This window comes from Azospirillum melinis (assembly GCF_013340935.1).
In the GTDB taxonomy this organism is placed as follows: domain Bacteria; phylum Pseudomonadota; class Alphaproteobacteria; order Azospirillales; family Azospirillaceae; genus Azospirillum; species Azospirillum melinis.
Genome location: NZ_WHOS01000014.1, coordinates 22,809 through 42,894 on the forward strand (window position 1 = coordinate 22,809; position 20,086 = coordinate 42,894).

Consider the following 20,086-nt stretch of genomic DNA (forward strand, 5'->3'; position numbering starts at 1 on the left):
GTTTCAGGCCGGGGTCAAGAAGCCTACCAGCGGTAAGGCCTTGGTCCTATCAGCGCAGGCACCACACGAAGGGGGTGGATACGGTCGCGCCGCATCTTCCCCGTTCGGTGGGTATCTCAGGCCGCAGACAACCGGCAGGAGTTGCTGCCGGGAAGCTCAACGCCCCGAACTGCCGCCGTGAGTCACTGCCGTAAGCTATCGCCGCAACTTACTCCGCGGCTTCCGCCACGGCGGCGCTGGCCACTGCCTTGGTCAGCTCGAACAGGCGCTTGCGCACCGACGGATCGCTGATCTTGTAATAGGCGCGGACCAGTTCCAGCGTCTCGCGCTTGGCCATCGGATCGGGCTCGTAGGTGCTGGCCGACCGCTCTTCCGAGCCGCCCGCCTCATCGTCGTCATCGACGCGGGCCGAGGCCGCTTCGGCCGGCATGTCGTCGAAGAAGAAGGAAACCGGCACGTCCAGCACGCGGCTGAGATCGAACAGACGCGATGCGCCGATGCGGTTGGCGCCACGCTCGTACTTCTGCACCTGCTGGAAGGTCAGACCGATGGCCTCGCCCAACTTTTCCTGGCTCATGCCGAGAAGGGTGCGGCGGAGACGGACGCGGGATCCGACATGGACATCGATGGGATTCGGCTTTCCGGTCTTCGGACGGCCCGCACCCGCACGGCGCCCGCGCGGCGCTCCAGTTTCAGTCTGCATCTCGTTTATCCCTGTAACGGTTGTGCAACCTAGTTACGACATATCCACGTATGCAGTCAAGCCCGCTCCGGTCATGCCGGTTACACGAATTTGTTCTGCCTGTGGCGGGCAGAATGCCCGTATTGCAGCGTCACCGGTGATATCGCGAGGCCAGGGCCGCCATGAAACAGCCTAGAAGCAATATGCCGAAAATCCAGTCGCCCATGCGGGCATAGGCTGTAACGCCAGATGGAGCTTTCGGTAACGTGGTATCAATGAAGCCACGTTCACCCAGACCGAGCAATTGTCGCACACGACCGTAGGAATCCACCACCCCGGATATTCCCGTATTCGCCACCCGTACCAGCGGCAGCCCTTCCTCGACCGCACGCACCTGATTGATGGCGAAATGCTGGTGCGGACCGGCGGTGCGGCCGTACCAGGCGTCGTTGGTCAGGTTCAGCAGCCATTGCGGCCGGTCGGCGGTATCGACCACCGCGCCGGGGAAGATGCTCTCGTAGCAGATCAGCGGGCTGAAGGGCGGCAGGCCCGCCACGCGGTCGCCCAGATGCAGGGTGCGTGGGCCGGGACCGGCGGAGAACTCCGCCCCGTTGCCGGCGATGGCGCCGACCGGCAGCCATTGCCGCAGCGGCATATATTCGCCGAAGGGGACGAGATGGAACTTGTCGTAGTCGGCGACCGCGGCGCCGCTGCCGTCCACCGCCACCATGCCGTTGAAATAGCGGCGCTCGCCATCGGCATCCATCGTCGTGCGCGGGGCTCCGGTGATCAGCAGCCCGCCGGATGGCGTGACCGAGGCCAGGGCCTGCCGCACCCGCGCATCGTCCTCGATGAAGAAGGGCACGGCGGTTTCCGGCCAGATGATGACGTTGGGCGGCGGGGTGGAGGGATCGGCCGGGGCGGCGGCTGACAAAGCGAGATGGCTCTGGAAATTCTGCGCCCGCTCGCCGGGCGCCCATTTCAGCCGCTGGTCGATCGCCGCCTGGACCAGCCGCAGCCGGATGCCCGGCACCGGCTCGTCGGCCGCACCGGCCAGCCGCCACGCTCCCCAGCCGCCGAGGACCGCCAGCAGCGCCAGACCGGCGGCGACGGCGGCGCGGGCCCGGCCGGGCGTGGTGTCGCGGTCGGGCAGGGCGGCCGGCAGCGACGCCACCAGCACCGTCGCCAGCGTCAGGCCATAGATGCCGATCAGCGAGGCGGTCTGCAGAACCGGCAGCACCCCGACCCAGCCATAGCCGATCAGGTTCCAGGGAAAGCCGGTGAAGACATGGCCGCGCAGCCATTCCCACAGGCACCAGCAGGCGGCGAACAGCAGCGGGCGCCCGAGCCCGGCACCGAAGCCGCGCCGGCGCAGCAGCCGGAAGGTCAGGGTGGCGCCGCCGCTGAACATCGCCAGCAGGACCGGCAGGCCGACCGCCGACAGCGGCAGCGCCCACCAGAAGCGTTCGATGTCGGTGAACAGCGCGGCGCTGATCCAGTAGAGCCCAAGCAGGTGGTGGCCGAAGCCGAAGAACCAGCCGACGGCGAAGGCGGCCTTTCTGGTCTCCGCCCCGTCCAGCAGCCAGATCAGGCCGGGAAAGGCCACCAGCACGACCGGCATCAGGTTGGCCGGCGGCAATGCCAGCGTCGCCAGTCCGCCCAGCAGCATCGCGGCGGCCAGCCGGCGCCAGCCGGTCAGGGCGGCCAGCCGCGCGGAAACGCGGCCCAGCTTGGCCGGGACGGGCAGGGTGTCGGTGGCGGTCAAGGCAAAACTCCGGCAGCGGCAGGGGGCGGCGCCATAGGTGCGGGCGGCGCCATAGGTAATGCCGCCGTGAAGGGGTGCCAAGGTTCTTGTGGGCGGGGCTGTGTTGTGGGGTGGGGAGACCGTCCCCACCCCGGCCCCCACCCGGTCCTCAGGCCGTCTCCGCCAGCTCCGCGCTGTTCGCCGGGACATTGTGGACGCGCAGGCGCTTCAGGCGGCGGGAATCGGCGTCGACGATCTCGAACTCCAGGCCCGACGGGTGGACCAGCCGTTCGCCCAGCCCCGGCACGCGGCCGGCGATGGAGACGACCAGACCGCCGAGCGTGTCGATGTCCTCGCGCTCCTCCTCGGTCAGCACCGGGCCGACCCGGACCTCGAAATCCTCGATGGGCAGGCGGGCGTCGGCGATCAGGCTGCCATCGGGACGTTCGACCAGCCGCGGGGCCGCGGCCTCGTCATGCTCGTCCTCGATCTCGCCGACGATCTCCTCGACCAGATCCTCGATGGTGACGAGGCCGTCGATGCCGCCGAACTCGTCCACCACCAGGGCCATGTGCTGGCGGGTCTGGCGCATCTGCACCAGCAGGTCGAGCACATGCATGGAGGGGGCGACGATCTTCGCCTCGCGGATGATGCCGCTCAGGTCGGGTTTCTGGCGCAGGCCCTCGGCGGAGACGGCCTGCCTGGCCATCAGGGTCATCACATCCTTGATGTGGATGATGCCGACCACGTCGTCCAAAGTTTCGCGGAACACCGGCAGGCGGGAATGGCCTTCCTCGGCAACGCGCTGGACCAATGCTGGGAAGGGGGTGTCGATGTCGACGGCGATGATGTCGGCGCGCGGCACCATGACGTCGGCGACGGTGCGGTCGCGCAGCTTCAGGATGTTGGTCAGCAGCGCCCGCTCGCCGGTGCCCAGCGAATCCTCGCCGTCCTCGCTGGCTGCATCGTCCAGGCCGGAGATCAGCTCTTCGATGGTGCCGCGCAGGGAATTGTCCTCGCGGCCGCCCCAGACGGTGCGGAGCCACCCCTTGAACAGGTGGCCCAGGGAATGGTCTTCGGCCCCGTTGTCATCACGGGGCGTGCGACTGTCGGATATTTCGCTCATCGGTCCGGCGGTTGGTGGTTGGCGGCGTAAGGATCGGCGATTCCGAGCGTGGCGAGCAACCGGGTTTCCAGCGCCTCCATCTCCTCGGCCTCGTCGTCCGTCTCGTGATCATACCCCAGCAGATGCAGAACACCATGCATCACAAGGTGAGTCATGTGGTCCTGGAAGCTTTTCCGCTGTTCGGCGGCTTCGCGTGCAACCGTTTCATAGGCGAGGATGACGTCGCCCAGCATCACCGGCACGCCCTCCTGCGCCTCCGGTTCCTCCGCCTCGGTCAGGGCGAAGGACAGGACGTTGGTCGGCTTGTCCTTGCCGCGATACTCGCGGTTCAGCCGGTGGACCAGTTCGTCGTCGGCCAGCACGACCGACAGCTCGGCCGGGCCTTCCTCGTCGTCATAGGCCGCACCCAGGGCGGCGAGCGCCGCGCGCTCGGCCAGCCACTCGGCATCCTCGGCCCAGTCGCCGGCTTCACGTGAAACAGTGATATCGACCGCGGTGGTCATTCCGGTTCTCCAACGATCCCGGCATCACCGCCGGTCGTTTCGGGTGCGGAACCGGCCGGCGCGGCGTTGGTGCGGCGGGCCTGCCTGCGCTCCGCCTCGCGGGCATCGGCCTGGTCATAGGCGCGGATGATGCGGGCCACCATCGGGTGGCGGACGACGTCGGCGTCGGTGAAGCGGACGAAGCGCACGCCCTCCACCCCGCGCAGGATGTCCAGCGCGTCGCGCAGGCCCGACCGGGTGCCGGTCGGCAGGTCGATCTGCGAGATGTCGCCGGTCACCACCATCCGCCCGCCTTCGCCCAGCCGCGTGAGGAACATCTTCATCTGCATCGGCGTGGTGTTCTGCGCCTCGTCCAGGATGACGAAGGCGTTGCCCAACGTCCGGCCGCGCATGAAGGCCAGCGGCGCGATCTCGATCTCGCCGGACTCCAGCCGCTTCTTGACCTGCTCGGCCGGCAGCATGTCGTGCAGCGCGTCGTAGAGCGGGCGCAGGTAAGGATCGACCTTCTCCTTCAGGTCGCCGGGCAGGAAGCCCAGCCGCTCGCCGGCCTCGACCGCCGGGCGCGACAGCACGATGCGGTCGACCTGGCCGGTGGTCAGCAGGGCCACCGCCTGCGCCACCGCCAGATAGGTCTTGCCGGTGCCGGCCGGGCCGAGCCCGAAGACCAGCTCGCTCTCCGCCAGGGCCTGGAGATAGGCGGCCTGGGTCGGGGTGCGCGGGGTGATCGGGCCGCGGCGGCGGGTGCGCAGCGCGATCTCCGCGCGGGTGATCGTCGCCTGCGGGCCGGGGGCGCGCGGCTCTTCGCCAGCAGCGACTCCGGCAAAACCGGCCTCGGCGGTCGCCATGCGGACGGCGCCGTCGACCTCGCCGCTGTCGATGGTCTGGCCGCGGGTCAGCCGGCCATACAGGCCGTTCAGCGCCGTCCGCGCCGTCTCGGCGGCGTCCGACGGACCGGAGATGGTCAGGGTGTTGCCGCGGGAGATCAGCGACACGCCGAGAAGCGATTCGATGCGGGCGAGGTGGCGGTCATGCTCCCCGTACAGCATCGGGAGAAGACGATTGTCATCGAATTGAACGTCGATGCGCCGTTCGGGCAGACCGTTCAAGCGCTTGCCTCCAAGGTTACGGCAGGCTGGAAGGGAGAGGCGGTGACATATTCGCCGGTCACCACCGTGCCGGCGAGGCTGTTGGCCCGCGCCGCGTCGACCCGCACTTCGACGATGCGGCCGAGCAGCCGTTCGTCCGCCTCGGCATGGACCGACTGCATCCACGGGCTGCGGCCGAGAAGCTGGCCGTCGCGGCGGCCGACGCGGTCGAACAGGACGGGCACGCTGCGGCCGACGAAGCCGTGGTTGAAGGCGATCTGCTGGGCGTCCAGCAACTGGCGCAGCGCCTCCAGCCGCGCCTCCTTCACCTCTTCCGGCAGCTGGGCGCCCTCGGCCGACGCCGGGGTGCCGGGACGCGAGCTGTATTTGAAGGAATAGGCCTGGGCATAGCCGATCTCGGTGACCAGCTTCAGCGTCTGGGCAAAATCGGCGTCCGTCTCGCCGGGGAAGCCGACGATGAAGTCGCCGGACATCGCCAGGTCGGGCTTGGCGCTGCGCAGCCGGTCGACCAGACGGCGGTAGTCGTCGGCGCTGTGCTTGCGGTTCATCGCCGCCAGGACGCGGTCCGAGCCGGCCTGCACCGGCAGATGCAGGTAGGGCATCAGCTGCGGCACCTCGGCATGGGCGCGGATCAGGTCGTCGGCCATGTCGCGCGGGTGCGAGGTGGTGTAGCGGATGCGCGCCAGCCCGTCGATCTCCGCCAGCTCGCGGATCAGCCGGCCGAGGCCCCAGGTCGCGCCGTCCGGCCCGTCGCCGTGCCAGGCGTTGACGTTCTGGCCCAGCAGGGTGATCTCGCGCGTGCCGCCGGCGACCAGCCGCTTCGCCTCGGCCAGGATCTGGCCGGCGGGGCGGGAGAACTCGGCGCCGCGGGTGTAGGGCACGACGCAGAAGGTGCAGAACTTGTCGCAGCCCTCCTGCACCGCCAGGAAGGCGGCGACGCCTTGGGCGCCGGCTTCCTCCGGCAGCAGGTCGAACTTGGATTCGGCCGGGAAGTCGGTGTTCAGCACGCTGCCGGCGGCACGGCTGGCCTTCGCCACCATCTCCGGCAGGGTGTGGTAGGTCTGCGGGCCGAAGACCATGTCGACGAAGGGGGCGCGGGCGACGATCTCCTCGCCCTCGGCCTGGGCGACGCAGCCGGCGACCGCCAGGATCATCCGGCCGTCCTCGGCCTCCGCCTTGCGGTCCTTCATCTGGCGCAGCCGGCCCAGCTCGGAGAAGACCTTCTCGGCCGCCTTCTCGCGGATGTGGCAGGTGTTCAGGATCACCATGTCGGCGCCGTCCGGCTCATCGACCGGTTGGTAGCCCAGCGGTGCCAGGACGTCCACCATCCGGGCGGAGTCGTACACGTTCATCTGGCAGCCCCAGGTCTTGATGAACAGCTTCTTGGTCAACCCGCACCCTTCCGCTTGGAACAAAAACGAATAGCGCGCTCACGGGTTTGCGTGGCGCGCGGCACGCCGTCGGTCCGGCGTCGCTCCTGATGAGATGGTATCGCGTGCGGGGCGAATCGAGTCAATCCCGCTTCGCCCCGCCCACTATTTGCAAGCCTCCGCTTTCCGCCCTCCGGAAAGGTCACGCCGCCCCGGCCTGGAGGCCGTCGCGCCAGAACCAGTCGGTCCGGCGCACCCGGTCAGTCCAAACTCGCTCCGCCGCCGTCCGGCTGAACAGGGCGCTGAAAGGGACGGGGGTGTCTCCCGCCGGCAGGTCGATGGAGCTGGCCAGCACCGGGCCGAGCACCGGGGTGGCGCCGATGGCGACATCCTGCGCGTCCGCCTGCTCGGGCTTGCCGATCATGCCGGCGCCGCCGGCCAGCGAGCCTTCGACCAGCTCCAGCCCCAGGAGCCGGCTCATGTCGACCGGACCCGGCATCTGCATGCCCAGCGTCAGGGCGCGGGAGAAGCCGAACCGCTCGTAATAGGGGGCGTCGCCGACCAGGATCACCGACTTGTGGCCCAGCGCCACCGCCTTGTTCAGGCTCATCCGGATCATCTTGCTGCCCAGCCCGCTGCCCTGGAGGTGGGCGGCGACCGCGATGGGGCCGAGCAGGATGGACGGGGTGGCGCCGCCGACCAGGATCGGCCAGTAGCGGATGGTGCCCACCACCACCTCGCGCCCATGCTCGTCATGCTCGATGGCGACGAGGTTCAGGGCGGGGATGGAGTCGACGCCGTCGCGCAGCCGGTAGGCGGTCTTGTTGAAGCGGTCCGGACCGAAGGAGGCGTCCAGCAGGGCTTCGATGGCGGCGGCGTGCTTCGGCTCTTCGACGGTGATGATCATCAGCTGGGGCTCCCGGCGGGAAGAAGGTCTTCTCAGAAGGCTTCTGAAGGGCGGATCGCGCCGCCGCCGGAAGGCCGGGGGTGTCAGGTCCCCGATGTGCCTTTGGCGTTCGCACGCGACCCAAGGACGGCCGCAACCGCAATGCGCGGTGCGAGGCTCCGTCGTCGGATGCGAAGGGCGTGCGAACGAGACATGGACAAGGCTCTTCGGCCGTTGCTGGGACTTGCGCATATATCATTGTCGCCCCCCCGTCGCAAGACCGTGGAGACCCCGATGGAGTGCATAACTGTATCCATCTGAATGCGGGCATGTCCCAGGATTGTCCGGGGCGCGTCTGGACAGTGCGGAGGGGGGACCTTATCCTGTGGCCGACAGCCGCCCGGCGCCGTTTGCCGGGCTGTCCGTTCGGATTGTCCGCCCGGATTGCCTGCCCGGATTGCCTGCCAGGATTCTCGACCATGTACACCGCCGTCACCCACGACATCCGCGTCACCGTCCAGCCCGTGTTCCTGGAGGACCAGTCGTCCCCGGCGGAGGGACGCTTCGTCTGGGCCTATCATGTCCGCATCGAGAATGAAGGCGAGGAGACGGTGCAGCTGCGCACCCGCCACTGGCGCATCACCGACGCCATGGGCCGCGTGCAGGAGGTGCGGGGCCCCGGCGTCGTCGGCGAACAGCCGGTGCTGGAGCCGGGCGACCATTTCGAATACACCAGCGGCACCCCGCTCGGCACGCCGTCCGGCATCATGGCCGGAACCTATGGCATGGAGGGCGAGGACGGCCGCGCCTTCGACGTGACGATCCCGGCCTTCTCGCTGGACAGCCCGCACCAGCCGATGCAGCTGAACTGACCGCTGAATTCGGACGCAGGCGAATAATACAATAGAATGTGTGTGGTTATTGGAAGAATTTAACACGCGGCTTTGACAAGCCGCATGGCTGCCCGTACTTTGTCCATCGCTTGAAGGTCATAGGTCGGACCCTATCTAGGGTCTTCCGAATGGCGTCCGGCGACAGGAAACGGGCGGAAACGGGAAGGCAGGCGCCGCCGTTCCGGTCTAGATATCTCCATTTCGTCTTGCGAGCCGTTCGGTTGATCCGCCGAGGCATCGGTTCCGTACTGACGGCAAACCCGAGTGACGCCAGCCCGAGTGACGCCAGACACGATGGCCAGACAAGGTGGGCGTGTTGCGCGACAGCCGTCGGCTCACGGCCGATGGTCCACGCAAGGCGTGTTATCAGTTATGGAAAGGATGTTCCCGTGACGGCTACCAAGACCCCGCACGCCAAGCCTCCGGCGGTCGACAACGTGCTCCGCGGCCCCGGCCTGTCCCGGCCGGACGCCCTCGACCGCCCGTCCCGCGCCGAGGCGGAGGAGGCCGTGCGCACCCTGATCCGCTGGGCCGGCGACGACCCGGCGCGCGAAGGGCTGGTCGGCACGCCGGACCGCGTCGTCCGCTCCTACGAGGAATTCTTCGCCGGCTACGGCATCGACCCGGTGGAGATCCTGTCGCGCACCTTCGAGGAGACCGACGGCTACGACGAGATGGTCGTGCTGCGCGACATCCGGGTCGAATCCTATTGCGAGCACCACATGGTGCCGATCATCGGCAAGGCCCACGTCGCCTACCTGCCGCGCCGCCGCGTCGTCGGCATCTCCAAGCTGGCGCGGCTGGTCGAGGCCTATGGCAAGCGCCTGCAAATCCAGGAGAAGATGACGGCGCAGATCGCCAACACCATCGACGAGGTCCTCCAGCCCGAGGGCGTCGCCGTGGTCGTCGAGGCGCAGCACCAGTGCATGACGACCCGCGGCATCCACAAGACCGGCGTGACCATGGTGACCAGCCGCATGCTGGGCGCCTTCCGCACCGACCCGTCGACCCGCCGCGAGTTCCTGACGATGATCGGCAACCCGTCCTCGCGCGGGATGGAGTGAGGATCGCGCTCTTTCCGTTCGGGGAGAGGGCTTTACACCCATAACGCCGCCTGCCAAGCTCCCGCCGCTATTTCCCAGTGAGCGGTGTGGAGCATGGCGGCGAAGGTGACCCCGGCGGTCAATGCGGCGAAGGCGGCGGGCGTCGCCTTCCGGCTGATGGAATACGACTACGACCCCTCGGCCGACGCCATCGGCCTGCATGCGGCCGAATCGCTCGGCCTCGATCCCGCTATCGTCTACAAGACCCTGATCGTCCAGCTGGAGCCCAAGGCGCTGGCCTGCGCCGTCATTCCGGTCGCGGCCAAGCTGGATTTGAAGGCCATCGCTGCGGCGGCCAAGGCGAAGAAGGCCGATCTGGCCGACCCGGCGCTGGCGGAAAAGACCACCGGCTTCCTCGTCGGCGGCATCAGCCCGCTGGGCCAGAAGAAGACGCTGCCGACCTTCATCGACGCGAGCGCCGAAGCGCTGCCGGAAATGGTGGTGAATGGCGGCCGTCGCGGTTTGCAGATCGTGCTGGCGCCCGCCGATCTGGCGAAGGCGGCGAAGGCGACGGTCTGCGCCATCGTCGCACATTGAGCCATGATTTTACGGAAGTGGTGACCCCGGCAGGACTCGAACCTGCTGCCTCAAGTTTAGGAAACTCGCGCTCTATCCTGATGAGCTACGGGGCCACTTGCGCCGCACCTTAACGGTTTCGCTTGCAAGGGGAAAGCGGCTTTTGGTGAAAGTGCGGCGTCGCTGGACCGCTCGCCTGAAGACGGGCGTCACGCCGTTGGAAGCACCATAGAACACGGATTACACGGATTTCGACACGGATTGCACGGATCAGGCCGTATCCGCGACGTCGATCCATGTCGATCCATAGGGATGGCGACCGGGAAGGATCGTGCTGAACCGGGCGGTTCCGTGAAATCCGTGTCAAAATCCGTGAAATCCGTGTCGATTGTTGCCTGCGTCTCCAGGACCTCGCGTTCAGGCGACTGACTTGGCGGCGCCGCCCGCCCTCAGTCCGAATAGCGCTCCTCCAGCCACGGGTCGGCGTGGTTGTTGTAGCCGCGGACCTCCCAATAGCCCTTGCGGTCGCCGGCCAGCAGCTCGATCCGCTTCACCCACTTGGCGCTTTTCCACAGATACAGCTTGGGCAGGATGATCCGCACCGGACCGCCATGCTCGCGGCTGATCGGCTGGCCTTCCCAGTTGGTGGCGAGCAGCACGCCGTCGTCGTCGAAGTCCGACAGGGCGACGTTGGTGGTGTAGCCGTCGAAGGAATGGAAGACGACGAAGCGCGCCTCCGGCTTCGGCCGGGCCAGCTCCAGCAGGCGGCGGGCGCTGACCCCCTCCCACCGGTTGTCGTAGCGTGACCAGGTGGTGACGCAGTGGATGTCGGAAACGAAGCTCTCCTGCGGCTGGGCCTGGAAATCGCCCCAGTTCCACGACAGGCGGTTCTCCACCAGCCCGTCGACGGCGAGCGTCCAGTTGGCCGTCGTCACCTTCGGCGTGATGCCGAGGTCCAGCACCGGCCAGTCGGTCACCAGACGCTGGCCGGGCGGCAGCCGCTCGCGCGCCGGGTCGGCGGCATGTCCCGTCAAGGCACGGCCATCGCGTGCCCATTGCTCCTTGGTGGCGACCAGCTTGTCGCGGACGGTGCCGTCCTGTCCGATCTTCCGGTCCGGTTCCAGTCCGGTACGCCCGTCCGGCTTGGGAGGTGTGTCGCTCATGGCTCATCCTTACTCAGCGCTTCCGGCTCCGCCGGCATCTCCGCCGGCAGGGGACCCGCTTAAAAAAGGAACAGACAGTCGGGTTGGCAAGCGCAAGCGGGAGAACTAACTTCCCGAAGCCCGGCATGGTGGAGCCCCGGCATATTGGAGCCACAGTTCCACGCCAGGGTGCCGGCCGGCTGTGTTTTCGCCGCCCACCCCTATCGCCGCCCCGTCAGAGACCACCCGAGTGAATTGCCGATGATCCGGTCCGCAACGCCCGCCGCAAACCCTCTGCCAAGCGTTTGGCGTCAGCTCCTGTCCGGCGGCCTGGCCGTCCTGCTTCTCGCAATTCTGCTCGGCGGGGCGGCGACGCCGGTGCTCGCCGCCTCGGCAGCGCCCGCCGGCGCCGTTCCGGCTCCGGCCGCCGGGGCCGCCGCTCCCGCCGCCGCCGCGCCGGTGGTGGTGGACGAGGCGACCGTGCAGCAGCTGGAGGCGCTGGTCGGCACGCTGGAGAACCAGGACGCGCGCACCCAGCTGGTCACCCAGCTGCGCAACCTGATCACCGCCCAGCGCGGCCTCGCCCAGGCCAAGGAGGCGGAAGGCGAGTCGGCCCTGCCGCAGACCCTCGGCGCCCGCGCGCTGGCCTTCCTGGCGGCGCGGATGGACGTGGTCAGCCGCCAGCTGGTGCAGGTCGCCAACGTCTTCTCCGACCTGCCGGGGGCGCTGTCCTGGGTCCAGCGGCAGGCGCAGGACGACACCGCCCGCGACCGTTGGGTGCAGATCGCCATCCAGCTGGCGATGATCCTCGGCATCGGCGCGGTGGCCGCGCGCGGCATCGGCTGGCTGCTCAGCCGGCCGCGCCATGCCATGGCCGCCCGCCATGTCGGCTCCACCCTGCTGCGCATCCCGATGCTGCTCGGCCGGGCGGTTCTGGAACTGGCGCCGATCCTGGGCTTCATCGTCGTCGCCTACACCATCCTGTCGGTGACCGAACCGGCCCCGCGGGTGCGGCTGGTGGCGCTGGCGGTGGTGAACGCCACCGTCATCACCCAGGCGTTGCTGATCCTGGTGCGGATGCTGTTCGCGCCCGACGCGCCCAACCTGCGGCTGGTCCACACCAGTGAGGCCGGGGCGAAGCGCTGCTACATCTGGTCGCGCCGGCTGATCGCGGTCGCCGTCTACGGCTATTTCCTGGCGGAGGGGGCCTATGTGCTGGGCCTGCCGCTGGGCGCCTACGGCGCGCTGCTGAAGCTGCTGGGCGTGGTCATCGCCGCCATGCTGATCGCGCTGATCCTGCAAAACCGTGTCGGCGTCGCCGACTGGATGCGCGGCAACCCGCTGTCGGGCGACGGCGACCCGCTGGCGACCGCCCGGCGCGAGGCGGAAGGGCAGGGGGCCGTCCTGCGCACCGCGCGCCGCCGCTTCGCCGAGATCTGGCACGTGCTTGCCATCCTCTATGTCGTGGTGACGCTGGGCGTCTGGGTGCTGAACGTCTATGGCGGCTTCGAATTCCTGGCCCGCGGCACCGCGGTGACCGTGGTGGCGGTGGTCGTGGCCCGGCTTCTGGTGACCGGGCTGAACCGGACGCTGCGCCGCGGCCTGACCATGAACCGCGAGCTGGCCGGCAACCTGCCGCAGCTCCACACCCGCGCCTTCCACTATCTCCCCATCGTCCAGCGCATCGGCAAGATCATCATCTGGCTGGTGGCGCTCGGCGCCGCGCTGAATGGCTGGGGCATCGACACGCTGGGGATGGTCGAAACGAATGCCGGCCGCCGCATCGTCGGCAGCGCCATCTCCATCGGCCTGCTGCTGGCCGGCGCCATCGTCGCCTGGGAGGTGGTCAGCGCGCTGATCGAGCATTTCCTGCGCGCCACCGACCGCAACGGCACCCGCATCGAACGCAGCGCCCGCATGCGCACGCTGCTGCCGCTGCTGCGCAACGCCTTCCTGATCCTGCTGGTGACGATGGTGTCGCTGATCACCCTGTCGGAGCTGGGCGTCAACATCGCCCCGCTGCTGGCCGGTGCCGGTGTCGTCGGTCTGGCCATCGGTTTCGGATCGCAGACGCTGGTCAAGGACATCATCACCGGCCTGTTCATCCTGTTCGAGGACACGGTGTCGGTCGGCGACGCGGTGGATGTCGGCGGCGGCCATTCCGGCACGGTGGAGGCGATCTCCATCCGCTCGATCCGCCTGCGCGACGGGTCGGGTGCGGTCCATTCCGTGCCGTTCAGCGCCGTCACCACCGTGAAGAACATGAGCAAGGACTTCTCGGTCACCCTGTTCAACATCATGGTGTCCAACCGCGAGGATCCCGACCGCATCATCGCCGTGCTGAAGGAGACCGGTGCCGAGGTGCAGGCCCAGCCGCAGTTCGCCGCCGACATCCTGAACCCGCTGGAGGTGCTGGGCGTCGACAAGCTGTCCGACACCGGCATCAACATCCTGGCCCAGTTCAAGACGCGTCCGACCCGCCAGTGGGGCGTCACCCGCGAGTTCAACCGCCTGCTGAAGAAGAAGTTCGACGAGCTGGGCATCGCCATGCCGACCCAGTCGATGCAGCTGGTCGTCGGCCAGAACCCGCATGACCGCGCGCTGGCGGAAGCGCTCAGCCAGGGCTCCTGACCGCCGGGGGTACCGCCCGCAGGCGGCGGCTCAGACCTTACGCACAGGGAACGCCCGGCTTTGCCGGGCGTTTTCCTTATGTACGACCTGTACGTCCGATCAGCGGGAGCCAGCCGCAAAAATGCTCAGCGATGCCTTTTCCCGGTTCGCCCGCTGGATGGAGCGTCAGTCCGGCCGTCCGGCCGCCTTCGTCACCGCCTTCGCCGTCGTGCTGGTCTGGGGACTGACCGGGCCGCTGTTCCATTTTTCCGACACGTGGCAGCTGGTGATCAACACCGGCACCACCATCGTCACCTTCCTGATGGTCTTCATCATCCAGAACGCCCAGAACCGCGACACCCAGGCCATCCACCTGAAGCTGGACGAGCTGATCCGCGCCACCCACTCCGCCCGAAACGGCATGATCGACGTGGAGGAGATGCCGGAAAACGAGCTGGCGAAGGTGAAGCGCAGCTTCGAAAAGCTTGCGAAGACCGCCGAGTGCCTGGACCACCGCATCGACGAGAAGGTGGAGCGCGCGGTCGAACGCGAAGTGGAGCGCGAGGTGGACGAGGAGCTGGAGGAACGCGGCCTGCCCGACCCGGCGGACAAGCGCTAGGCAGGACTTATCCGGCGGGCGCCGGTGGGCAGGGGGGGCGGCGCCAGGCCCGCAGCGCATCGCCCAGCGCGCGGGCGAAGCTGGACCGCTCGTCCGGCGACAGGAAGGACCCGACGCCCACGGACTGGCCATGGGAACTCAGCGTGACCTGCCCGGCGGCACCGCGGCGCTCATGGTCGGCCGGCTCGGTGTGGGTGATCCGCAGCCAGTAGGGATGGAAGGACCAGCGCCGCTCCGGCGCCTTCCAATGCACCCGCTGCACCGTCAGCGCGGTTTCGGTCAGCCGCACCCGCTCGTACTGGCGGGCGGAGCGGTAGCTGACCCGGAAGGCCAGCCACAGCGCCAGCACGTCCAGCCCGCAGAAGGGCACGACCGGCCAGGCGCCATGGGCGACGAAGATGCCGGCGACGATCAGGTTCATCGCCACCACCACCGCCATCAGGACGCGGAATCCGCTGCGGCCCAGGCTGCGGTGCGGGTGGAGGATGGCGTCGAACAGCACGCGCACCGACCCGCTGCCGCCGCTGTCCGCGGTGGAGGGACCGTCGCCGGGCTGCCGGCCACCGGGGTTCGGGCCGCTGATGTCGATTGGCATGGCGGCCATCCTACCCCAGCGCCGCCCGGCAGAAAACCGCGAGGAATGCGGGGTTATGCCGTCCCCGTTATGCCGCCCTCATTATGCCGCCCTCGACACCATCGGCACCGCGCCGCCGTTCAGCACCCAGGCCATGGCGCTGTCCATGCCGGGATAGTCGGCGGGATGGTCCGCAGTCGGCCGGCCCTCGATCTCTCCGGCCAGGCTGCCCTCGACGGTCGGACCCTTGGCCAGGACGAAGATCCGCGCCTGGTCGTCGATGCCGGCGGCGATCATCACCTCCGCCATCGCCGAGGCCCAGTGCCAGTCGGTCATCACCACGGCGCAGCGCACCTGTCCGCAGCGCCGGGCCAGCTTCATCAGGGCGACGACGATCTCCGGCCGGAACCCGTCCTCGGCCTCGAAGCGGTCGAACTCGACAAGGCTGCTCCAGGACGTGCCGCGGGCCCCCAGGGTGGCGCACTGCATCTCCACCTGCCGGGCGATGGTGTCGCGCTGCTCCAGCGACAGGGTGCCCTGCAACCGGACATGCAGTCCCCAATCCTTCAGTTCCACAAGATAAGACGCGGTCATATCAAGATACCCTTATCCGATCGGAACGCCACAACCAGGATGATCCATGGTTCTTTTGCAGGCGTTCAAGCGGTGTCCCGGCAGTCAGCAAATCATACGCCACCGTGAAAGGGACCGGAAAGCCGGTATTCTGCGTCCAATTCTGTTGATTCGTCGTCACTTATTCCAATCTTTGTCGCAAATTGCGACGCAACGCTGCAGTTTGGTCTGCGGCCTGCGCCGGAGCGTTTCGCGGCTGTCATCATCTCCCGTCACATGGCCCCGTCGCAGCCCCTCCGAACGGCCCGCTCCGCCTCTGGCGCAGGCGGGGCCGTTGCGGCTATGGTGGCGGCCATGAAGCCAGCCGCCGTCCAGGAATTCTTCCGCCGCCTGTCCGCCGCCAATCCGGAACCCCGGAGCGAGCTGGAATACGTCAATCCTTACACGCTTCTGGTCGCCGTCGTGCTGTCGGCCCAGGCCACCGACGTCGGCGTGAACCGGGCGACCGGACCGCTGTTCCAACTCGTCACCACGCCGCAGCAGATGGTGGCGCTGGGCGAGGAGGGGCTGCGCGGCTATATCAAGACCATCGGCCTGTTCAACACCAAGGCCAAGAACGTCATCCGCCTGTCGGAGCTGCTGATCGAGCGCCATGGCGGCGAGGTGCCGCGCGACCGCGACGCGCTGGAACAGCTTCCCGGCGTCGGCCGCAAGACCGCCAACGTCGTCCTGAACGTCGCCTTCGGTGAGGAGACCATCGCGGTCGACACCCACATCTTCCGCGTCGGCAACCGCACCGGGCTCGCCCCCGGCAAGACGCCGGACGCGGTGGAGGCGAAGTTGCTGAAGGCGGTGCCCAAGCTGTACCGCCGCCACGCCCACCACTGGCTGATCCTGCACGGCCGCTACGTCTGCAAGGCGCGCAAGCCCGATTGCCCGGTCTGCCCGGTCGCCGACCTCTGCGCCTTCAAGGACAAGATCATCGCCTGACCCAAACGCAAAACGCCCGGCATGGCGGAAAGCCAGCCGGGCGTTTTGCGGTTCTTGCCGGTCAGACGGTCTCGGCCGCCGGGATCTGCTCGATGACGGGCTGGGCCACGGGCTGGACCGCGGCGGCGGCGGGCTTGGACCCGGTGCTGTAGATCTGGATGTCGCCGATCAGCTGGCCGCCGGCATCGACCGCCAGTTCGCCGAAGCGGATCGACCCGGTGATCTTGCCGGTGGAGCGCACGGTCAGGCGGCCGCGGACGGCGATGTCGCCTTCGAAGCGGCCGGCGATGTCGGCCTCCTCGATGTCGACCGAGCCCTTGAACAGGCCGGTCTCGGCGATCTCGACCAGCCGGCCTTCGCGCAGCTTGGCCTCGACCGTGCCCTCGACCACCACCACGTCGCAGGAGCCGATCTCGCCGGTCAGCGAGATGTCGCGGCCGACGATCAGGCGGCGCTGCTCGGGCATGGCCGGAGCGACGGGGGCCGGCGCGACGGGGGCCGGCGCGACCGGAGCCTGGGCGACGGGAGCGGCGGCCGGGTTGGCGATGGGGATCGACGGCTGGCGCGGGGCGGAGCCGGGCATGTCGACGACCCGGCGCGGCACGTCGGTCTTGAAGCCGGCACCCGGCACGGACGGCGCGGACGGGGGCTTGGGAATGCTGTTCATGTCGGGTCCCTTCGAGGCGGCAGGCATGTCGGGATAGGCCGGGGCGGCGTGCTGCGTGTCGGCCAGGGCGTGGGCCATGCTGGGGGCGGCTGCTCCGGCGGCGACAGCGGACGTCGGGGCGGAGGCCGGGGCATGTGCCGGATTGTTCAGGGAAGCGAGCGGCGACGAGACGGCGCCGGGCTCGCCCGGGGTGTACGGACGGACACCCGGCTGCGGCGGGACGGGGCTGTCGGCCTTGGGAGCGGCGGGCGGTGTCTTTCGTCCGAACAGCATGAGCGGTTCCCCCAGTCTGGACATTCGGGTGGCGGGATGGCCTGGAAATCGTGTGGCGGTCGCCCCGGTCGCCGTCCAGGCAGTCGGTGTCCGGGCGGCCGGTTTCCGGGCAGGCGACGGTGTGCGGCCGTGCCGCCTAGCGGCGTATCACGGTCGTCCGGCCTGCCGCAAGGGGCGCCGACATGGACTGTAGGACATGAACCATGAAGGCGCTCGCGACGACCGGGACCAGCAAATTGGCGAAGGGGATTGTCGAAAGGAAGGCAATGACGACCCCGGCCAAAAAAGGTTTCAGCGGTCTGGCACGGCGCATCGCCCGCGCGGTGGCGCGGTCCATCCGCCGGTGCGCGACCATCTCGAAATACTCCCGGCCCAGCAGATAGCCGTTGATGGTGTAGAACACGATCAGGTTCAGGCCGGGCGCGAAGATGTAGACCGGCAAAGCCAGCAGGTTGACCGCGAGCACCAGCAGCAGGAAGCGCAGCGCCGTCGCCAGCTCCTCCAGCCAGCCGGCCCGGCGCGGGGCGGGCAGGCCGGGGTAGTGCCGCGCCTCGACCCGCTCCACCACCTCGTCGAGGAAGAAGCTCGACACCGTGCCGACGGTGGCCGGGAACAGCAGCCACGCCAGGATCAGAACCCCCAGCCCGCCCATGACGTCGATGGTGGCGTCGATCCAGCCATAGCCGGTCAGCGGCGTCGCCGACAGCGCCCACGAGGCGCCGACCGCCAGCAGCGCGTAGGCGAGCAGCGAGACGAACACCCCGATCCACACCACCCGGCGCACGCGCGGGTCGGACAGCTGGGCGAAGGCAAGCACGAGGGCGCGGATCATCGGCGGTCCGTAAGGCGGCGAAACGGGGCGGCGGGGCCTGGAGGCGGGGCAGGGCTGCTGCCGCCGCCCGCATATCTACGGTGGCCGGCCGCCTGGTTCCAGTCCCCCCCGTGTCGCCCGTGCCGCTCTCCCGTTACGGTGCGGGGCTGAACACCAGCGCGGCGTTGGTCCCGCCGAAGCCGAAGCTGTTCGACAGGACATGGCGGATGCGCCGCTCCTTCGGCCGCAGCGGCACGAGGTCGAGGTCGCAGCCCTCCGACGGCGCCTCCAGGTTCAGGGTGGGCGGGGCGACCTGATCGCGCAGGGCGAGGATGGCGAAGATCGCCTCCACCGCGCCCGCCGCGCCCAGCAGATGACCGGTCGCCGATTTGGTCGAGGACATCGAGAGGTCCGCCGCCGCCGGGCCGAACAGGCGCTTGACCGCCGCGATCTCCACCGGGTCGCCGGCCGGGGTGGAGGTGGCGTGGGCGTTGACGTAGTCAATGGCGTCCGGGGCCAGCCCGGCCCGCTTCAGCGCGGCGCGCATGGCGCGGAAGGCGCCGTTGCCGTCCTCCGCCGGGGAGGTGATGTGGTAGGCATCGCCCGACAGCCCATAGCCGGTGACCTCGGCATAGATCGTCGCCCCGCGCCGCTTGGCGTGCTCCAGCTCTTCCAGCACCAGCACGCCGGCCCCTTCGCCCATGACGAAGCCGTCGCGCTCGCGGTCCCAGGGGCGCGACGCGCGGGCCGGATCGTCGTTGAAGCCGCTGGACATGGCGCGGGCGGCGCAGAAGCCGGCGATGGCGAGACGGCAGATCGTCGCCTCGCTGCCGCCGGCCAGCATGACGTCGGCATCGTCCATGGCGATCAGCCGGGCGGCGTCGCCGATGGCATGGGCCCCGGTCGCGCAGGCGGTCACCGCGGCATGGTTCGGTCCGCGGAAGCCGTAGCGGATCGAGACATGGCCCGACGCGAGGTTGATGAGGGTCGACGGCACGAAGAAGGGCGAGATGCGGCGCGGCCCCTTCGCGTGCAGGGTCAGAGCCGCGTCGGCCAGAGCCGGCAGGCCGCCGATGCCGGAGCCGATCATCACGCCGGTGCGCTCCTGCGCCTCCGCATCCGCCGGGCGCCAGCCGGCATCCGCCACCGCCTCTTCCGCGGCGGCCAGCGCCAGCAGGATGAAGCGGTCCATCTTGCGCTGGTCCTTGGGCGGCACCACCGCATCGGCGTCGAAGGCGGCCTCCCCGCTGTCCGGCACCTGTCCGGCGATGCGGCAGGGCAGGTCGGCGACATCGATCCCGCCGGCATCGACCCCGCTTATCGCGCGGATGCCGCTGCGGCCGTCCAGCATGGCGCGCCAGCTGGGATTCACCCCGGCCCCGAGCGGAGTGACCGCGCCCAATCCGGTGACCACGACTCGTCTCATTCGGTTTCGTCCTTTGCCCATGTCGTCTTTGCGGGGATGGTGAATTCCGGGCGCAGCCGCTCCGGCCGGATCGCTTCGCCTGTCGTCCTGTCGATCAGCACCGGCTCGACCGGCCGTCCGGTGTCCCTGTCGACGATCCGGAACGCCCCGCCGGACGCCAGCCAGCGGCTGCCCCAGTCGGCCATGGCGATCAGCACCGGCAGGAAATCCCGCCCCTTGCCGGTCAGGTGATAGCCGTGGCGCAGCGGGCGGTCCTGGTAGGGCCGCTTCTCCAGCAGCCCGGCCTCGACCAGAGCCTGGAGGCGGCGGGTCAGCATGTTGCTGGCGAGCCCGATGCTGCGCTGGAACTCGTCGAAGCGGGTCAGGCCGAGCATCGCGTCGCGCAGGATCAGCAGGGACCACCATTCCCCGACCTCGTCAAGGCCGCGGGCGATGGGGCAGGGAACGTCGATCAGGCGGGTGCGTCGCATGG

General features: G+C 68.9%; 20 protein-coding genes and 1 tRNA gene. 6 read left to right on the forward strand and 15 right to left on the reverse strand.

The genetic code is table 11. The annotated features are described in order from the left end of the window. Positions 1–208 precede the first annotated feature (208 nt). The 7 genes from GBZ48_RS12850 to GBZ48_RS12880 all read right to left on the reverse strand — a co-directional run bounded on the left by GBZ48_RS12850 (position 209) and on the right by GBZ48_RS12880 (position 7,438). The gene (locus GBZ48_RS12850; RefSeq protein WP_174471423.1) at positions 209–703 is read right to left on the reverse strand and encodes a helix-turn-helix domain-containing protein; all 495 of its coding nucleotides are present in this window, start codon (positions 701–703) and stop codon (positions 209–211) included. A gap of 130 nt (positions 704–833) precedes the next feature. Beyond that, positions 834–2,447, reverse strand: a complete 1,614-nt coding sequence (gene lnt, locus GBZ48_RS12855) for an apolipoprotein N-acyltransferase (protein WP_174471424.1) — start codon at positions 2,445–2,447, stop codon at positions 834–836. Positions 2,448–2,595: 148 nt separating this feature from the next. Next, positions 2,596–3,552, reverse strand: a complete 957-nt coding sequence (locus GBZ48_RS12860) for a hemolysin family protein (protein ID WP_174471425.1) — start codon at positions 3,550–3,552, stop codon at positions 2,596–2,598. Then, a complete protein-coding gene (ybeY, locus tag GBZ48_RS12865) occupies positions 3,549–4,055 on the reverse strand; it encodes an rRNA maturation RNase YbeY (protein ID WP_174471426.1) in 507 nt (168 codons plus the stop codon). Before ybeY ends, GBZ48_RS12860 begins: the two co-directional genes overlap by 4 nt. After that, complete coding sequence (locus GBZ48_RS12870; RefSeq protein ID WP_174471427.1) at positions 4,052–5,161, reverse strand: PhoH family protein; 1,110 nt, start codon at positions 5,159–5,161, stop codon at positions 4,052–4,054. The genes ybeY and GBZ48_RS12870 overlap by 4 nt, the downstream gene beginning before the upstream one ends. Next, complete coding sequence (miaB, locus tag GBZ48_RS12875) at positions 5,158–6,552, reverse strand: tRNA (N6-isopentenyl adenosine(37)-C2)-methylthiotransferase MiaB (RefSeq protein ID WP_174471428.1); 1,395 nt, start codon at positions 6,550–6,552, stop codon at positions 5,158–5,160. Before miaB ends, GBZ48_RS12870 begins: the two co-directional genes overlap by 4 nt. Positions 6,553–6,733: 181 nt before the next feature. Next, positions 6,734–7,438 carry a GNAT family N-acetyltransferase gene (locus GBZ48_RS12880; protein ID WP_174471429.1) on the reverse strand — a complete coding sequence of 235 codons (705 nt, stop codon included), beginning with the start codon at positions 7,436–7,438 and terminating at the stop codon, positions 6,734–6,736. 458 nt (positions 7,439–7,896) lie between these two features. On the opposite strand from GBZ48_RS12880, the gene apaG reads away from it, so the two are divergent. The 3 genes from apaG to ybaK all read left to right on the forward strand — a co-directional run bounded on the left by apaG (position 7,897) and on the right by ybaK (position 9,950). Continuing rightward, positions 7,897–8,289 carry a Co2+/Mg2+ efflux protein ApaG gene (gene apaG / locus GBZ48_RS12885; RefSeq protein ID WP_098740939.1) on the forward strand — a complete coding sequence of 131 codons (393 nt, stop codon included), beginning with the start codon at positions 7,897–7,899 and terminating at the stop codon, positions 8,287–8,289. A gap of 410 nt (positions 8,290–8,699) precedes the next feature. Then, a complete protein-coding gene (gene folE, locus GBZ48_RS12890) occupies positions 8,700–9,374 on the forward strand; it encodes a GTP cyclohydrolase I FolE (RefSeq protein ID WP_343049532.1) in 675 nt (224 codons plus the stop codon). Between the two features lie 93 nt (positions 9,375–9,467). Further along, positions 9,468–9,950, forward strand: a complete 483-nt coding sequence (gene ybaK / locus GBZ48_RS12895; RefSeq protein WP_174471430.1) for a Cys-tRNA(Pro) deacylase — start codon at positions 9,468–9,470, stop codon at positions 9,948–9,950. A gap of 18 nt (positions 9,951–9,968) precedes the next feature. On the opposite strand, the gene GBZ48_RS12900 is transcribed toward ybaK, so the two are convergent. Continuing rightward, positions 9,969–10,045 (reverse strand) — tRNA-Arg (locus tag GBZ48_RS12900). Positions 10,046–10,378: 333 nt separating this feature from the next. Beyond that, positions 10,379–11,092, reverse strand: coding sequence for a sulfite oxidase-like oxidoreductase (locus tag GBZ48_RS12905; protein WP_174471431.1), 714 nt, complete (start codon positions 11,090–11,092; stop codon positions 10,379–10,381). A 240-nt stretch (positions 11,093–11,332) separates the two neighbouring features. Between GBZ48_RS12905 and GBZ48_RS12910 the strand changes: the two genes are divergently transcribed. Both GBZ48_RS12910 and GBZ48_RS12915 read left to right on the forward strand, forming a co-directional pair. After that, the gene (locus GBZ48_RS12910) at positions 11,333–13,702 is read left to right on the forward strand and encodes a mechanosensitive ion channel domain-containing protein (protein ID WP_174471432.1); all 2,370 of its coding nucleotides are present in this window, start codon (positions 11,333–11,335) and stop codon (positions 13,700–13,702) included. 121 nt (positions 13,703–13,823) lie between these two features. Further along, positions 13,824–14,300 (forward strand): low affinity iron permease family protein, encoded by a 477-nt coding sequence (locus GBZ48_RS12915; protein ID WP_174471433.1) that lies wholly within the window; start codon positions 13,824–13,826, stop codon positions 14,298–14,300. Between the two features lie 7 nt (positions 14,301–14,307). Here GBZ48_RS12915 and GBZ48_RS12920 read toward each other — a convergent pair whose 3' ends face one another. Then, positions 14,308–14,895 carry a DUF2244 domain-containing protein gene (locus GBZ48_RS12920; RefSeq protein WP_246307168.1) on the reverse strand — a complete coding sequence of 196 codons (588 nt, stop codon included), beginning with the start codon at positions 14,893–14,895 and terminating at the stop codon, positions 14,308–14,310. Between the two features lie 81 nt (positions 14,896–14,976). Then, positions 14,977–15,468 carry a hypothetical protein gene (locus tag GBZ48_RS12925; protein ID WP_174471434.1) on the reverse strand — a complete coding sequence of 164 codons (492 nt, stop codon included), beginning with the start codon at positions 15,466–15,468 and terminating at the stop codon, positions 14,977–14,979. A 333-nt stretch (positions 15,469–15,801) separates the two neighbouring features. On the opposite strand from GBZ48_RS12925, the gene nth reads away from it, so the two are divergent. Beyond that, positions 15,802–16,437, forward strand: a complete 636-nt coding sequence (gene nth / locus GBZ48_RS12930; protein WP_109491206.1) for an endonuclease III — start codon at positions 15,802–15,804, stop codon at positions 16,435–16,437. A gap of 61 nt (positions 16,438–16,498) precedes the next feature. Here nth and GBZ48_RS12935 read toward each other — a convergent pair whose 3' ends face one another. The 4 genes from GBZ48_RS12935 to GBZ48_RS12950 all read right to left on the reverse strand — a co-directional run bounded on the left by GBZ48_RS12935 (position 16,499) and on the right by GBZ48_RS12950 (position 20,084). After that, entirely contained in the window at positions 16,499–17,377 is an 879-nt protein-coding gene (locus GBZ48_RS12935; protein ID WP_174471435.1) for a bactofilin family protein, read from the reverse strand. Between the two features lie 136 nt (positions 17,378–17,513). Then, positions 17,514–18,209, reverse strand: a complete 696-nt coding sequence (locus tag GBZ48_RS12940) for an EI24 domain-containing protein (RefSeq protein WP_174471436.1) — start codon at positions 18,207–18,209, stop codon at positions 17,514–17,516. A 133-nt stretch (positions 18,210–18,342) separates the two neighbouring features. Continuing rightward, positions 18,343–19,614: a beta-ketoacyl-ACP synthase II gene (gene fabF, locus GBZ48_RS12945; RefSeq protein WP_174471437.1), complete on the reverse strand. Its 1,272-nt coding sequence runs from the start codon at positions 19,612–19,614 to the stop codon at positions 18,343–18,345. After that, the gene (locus GBZ48_RS12950; protein WP_174471438.1) at positions 19,611–20,084 is read right to left on the reverse strand and encodes a winged helix-turn-helix transcriptional regulator; all 474 of its coding nucleotides are present in this window, start codon (positions 20,082–20,084) and stop codon (positions 19,611–19,613) included. Before GBZ48_RS12950 ends, fabF begins: the two co-directional genes overlap by 4 nt. Positions 20,085–20,086 lie beyond the last annotated feature (2 nt).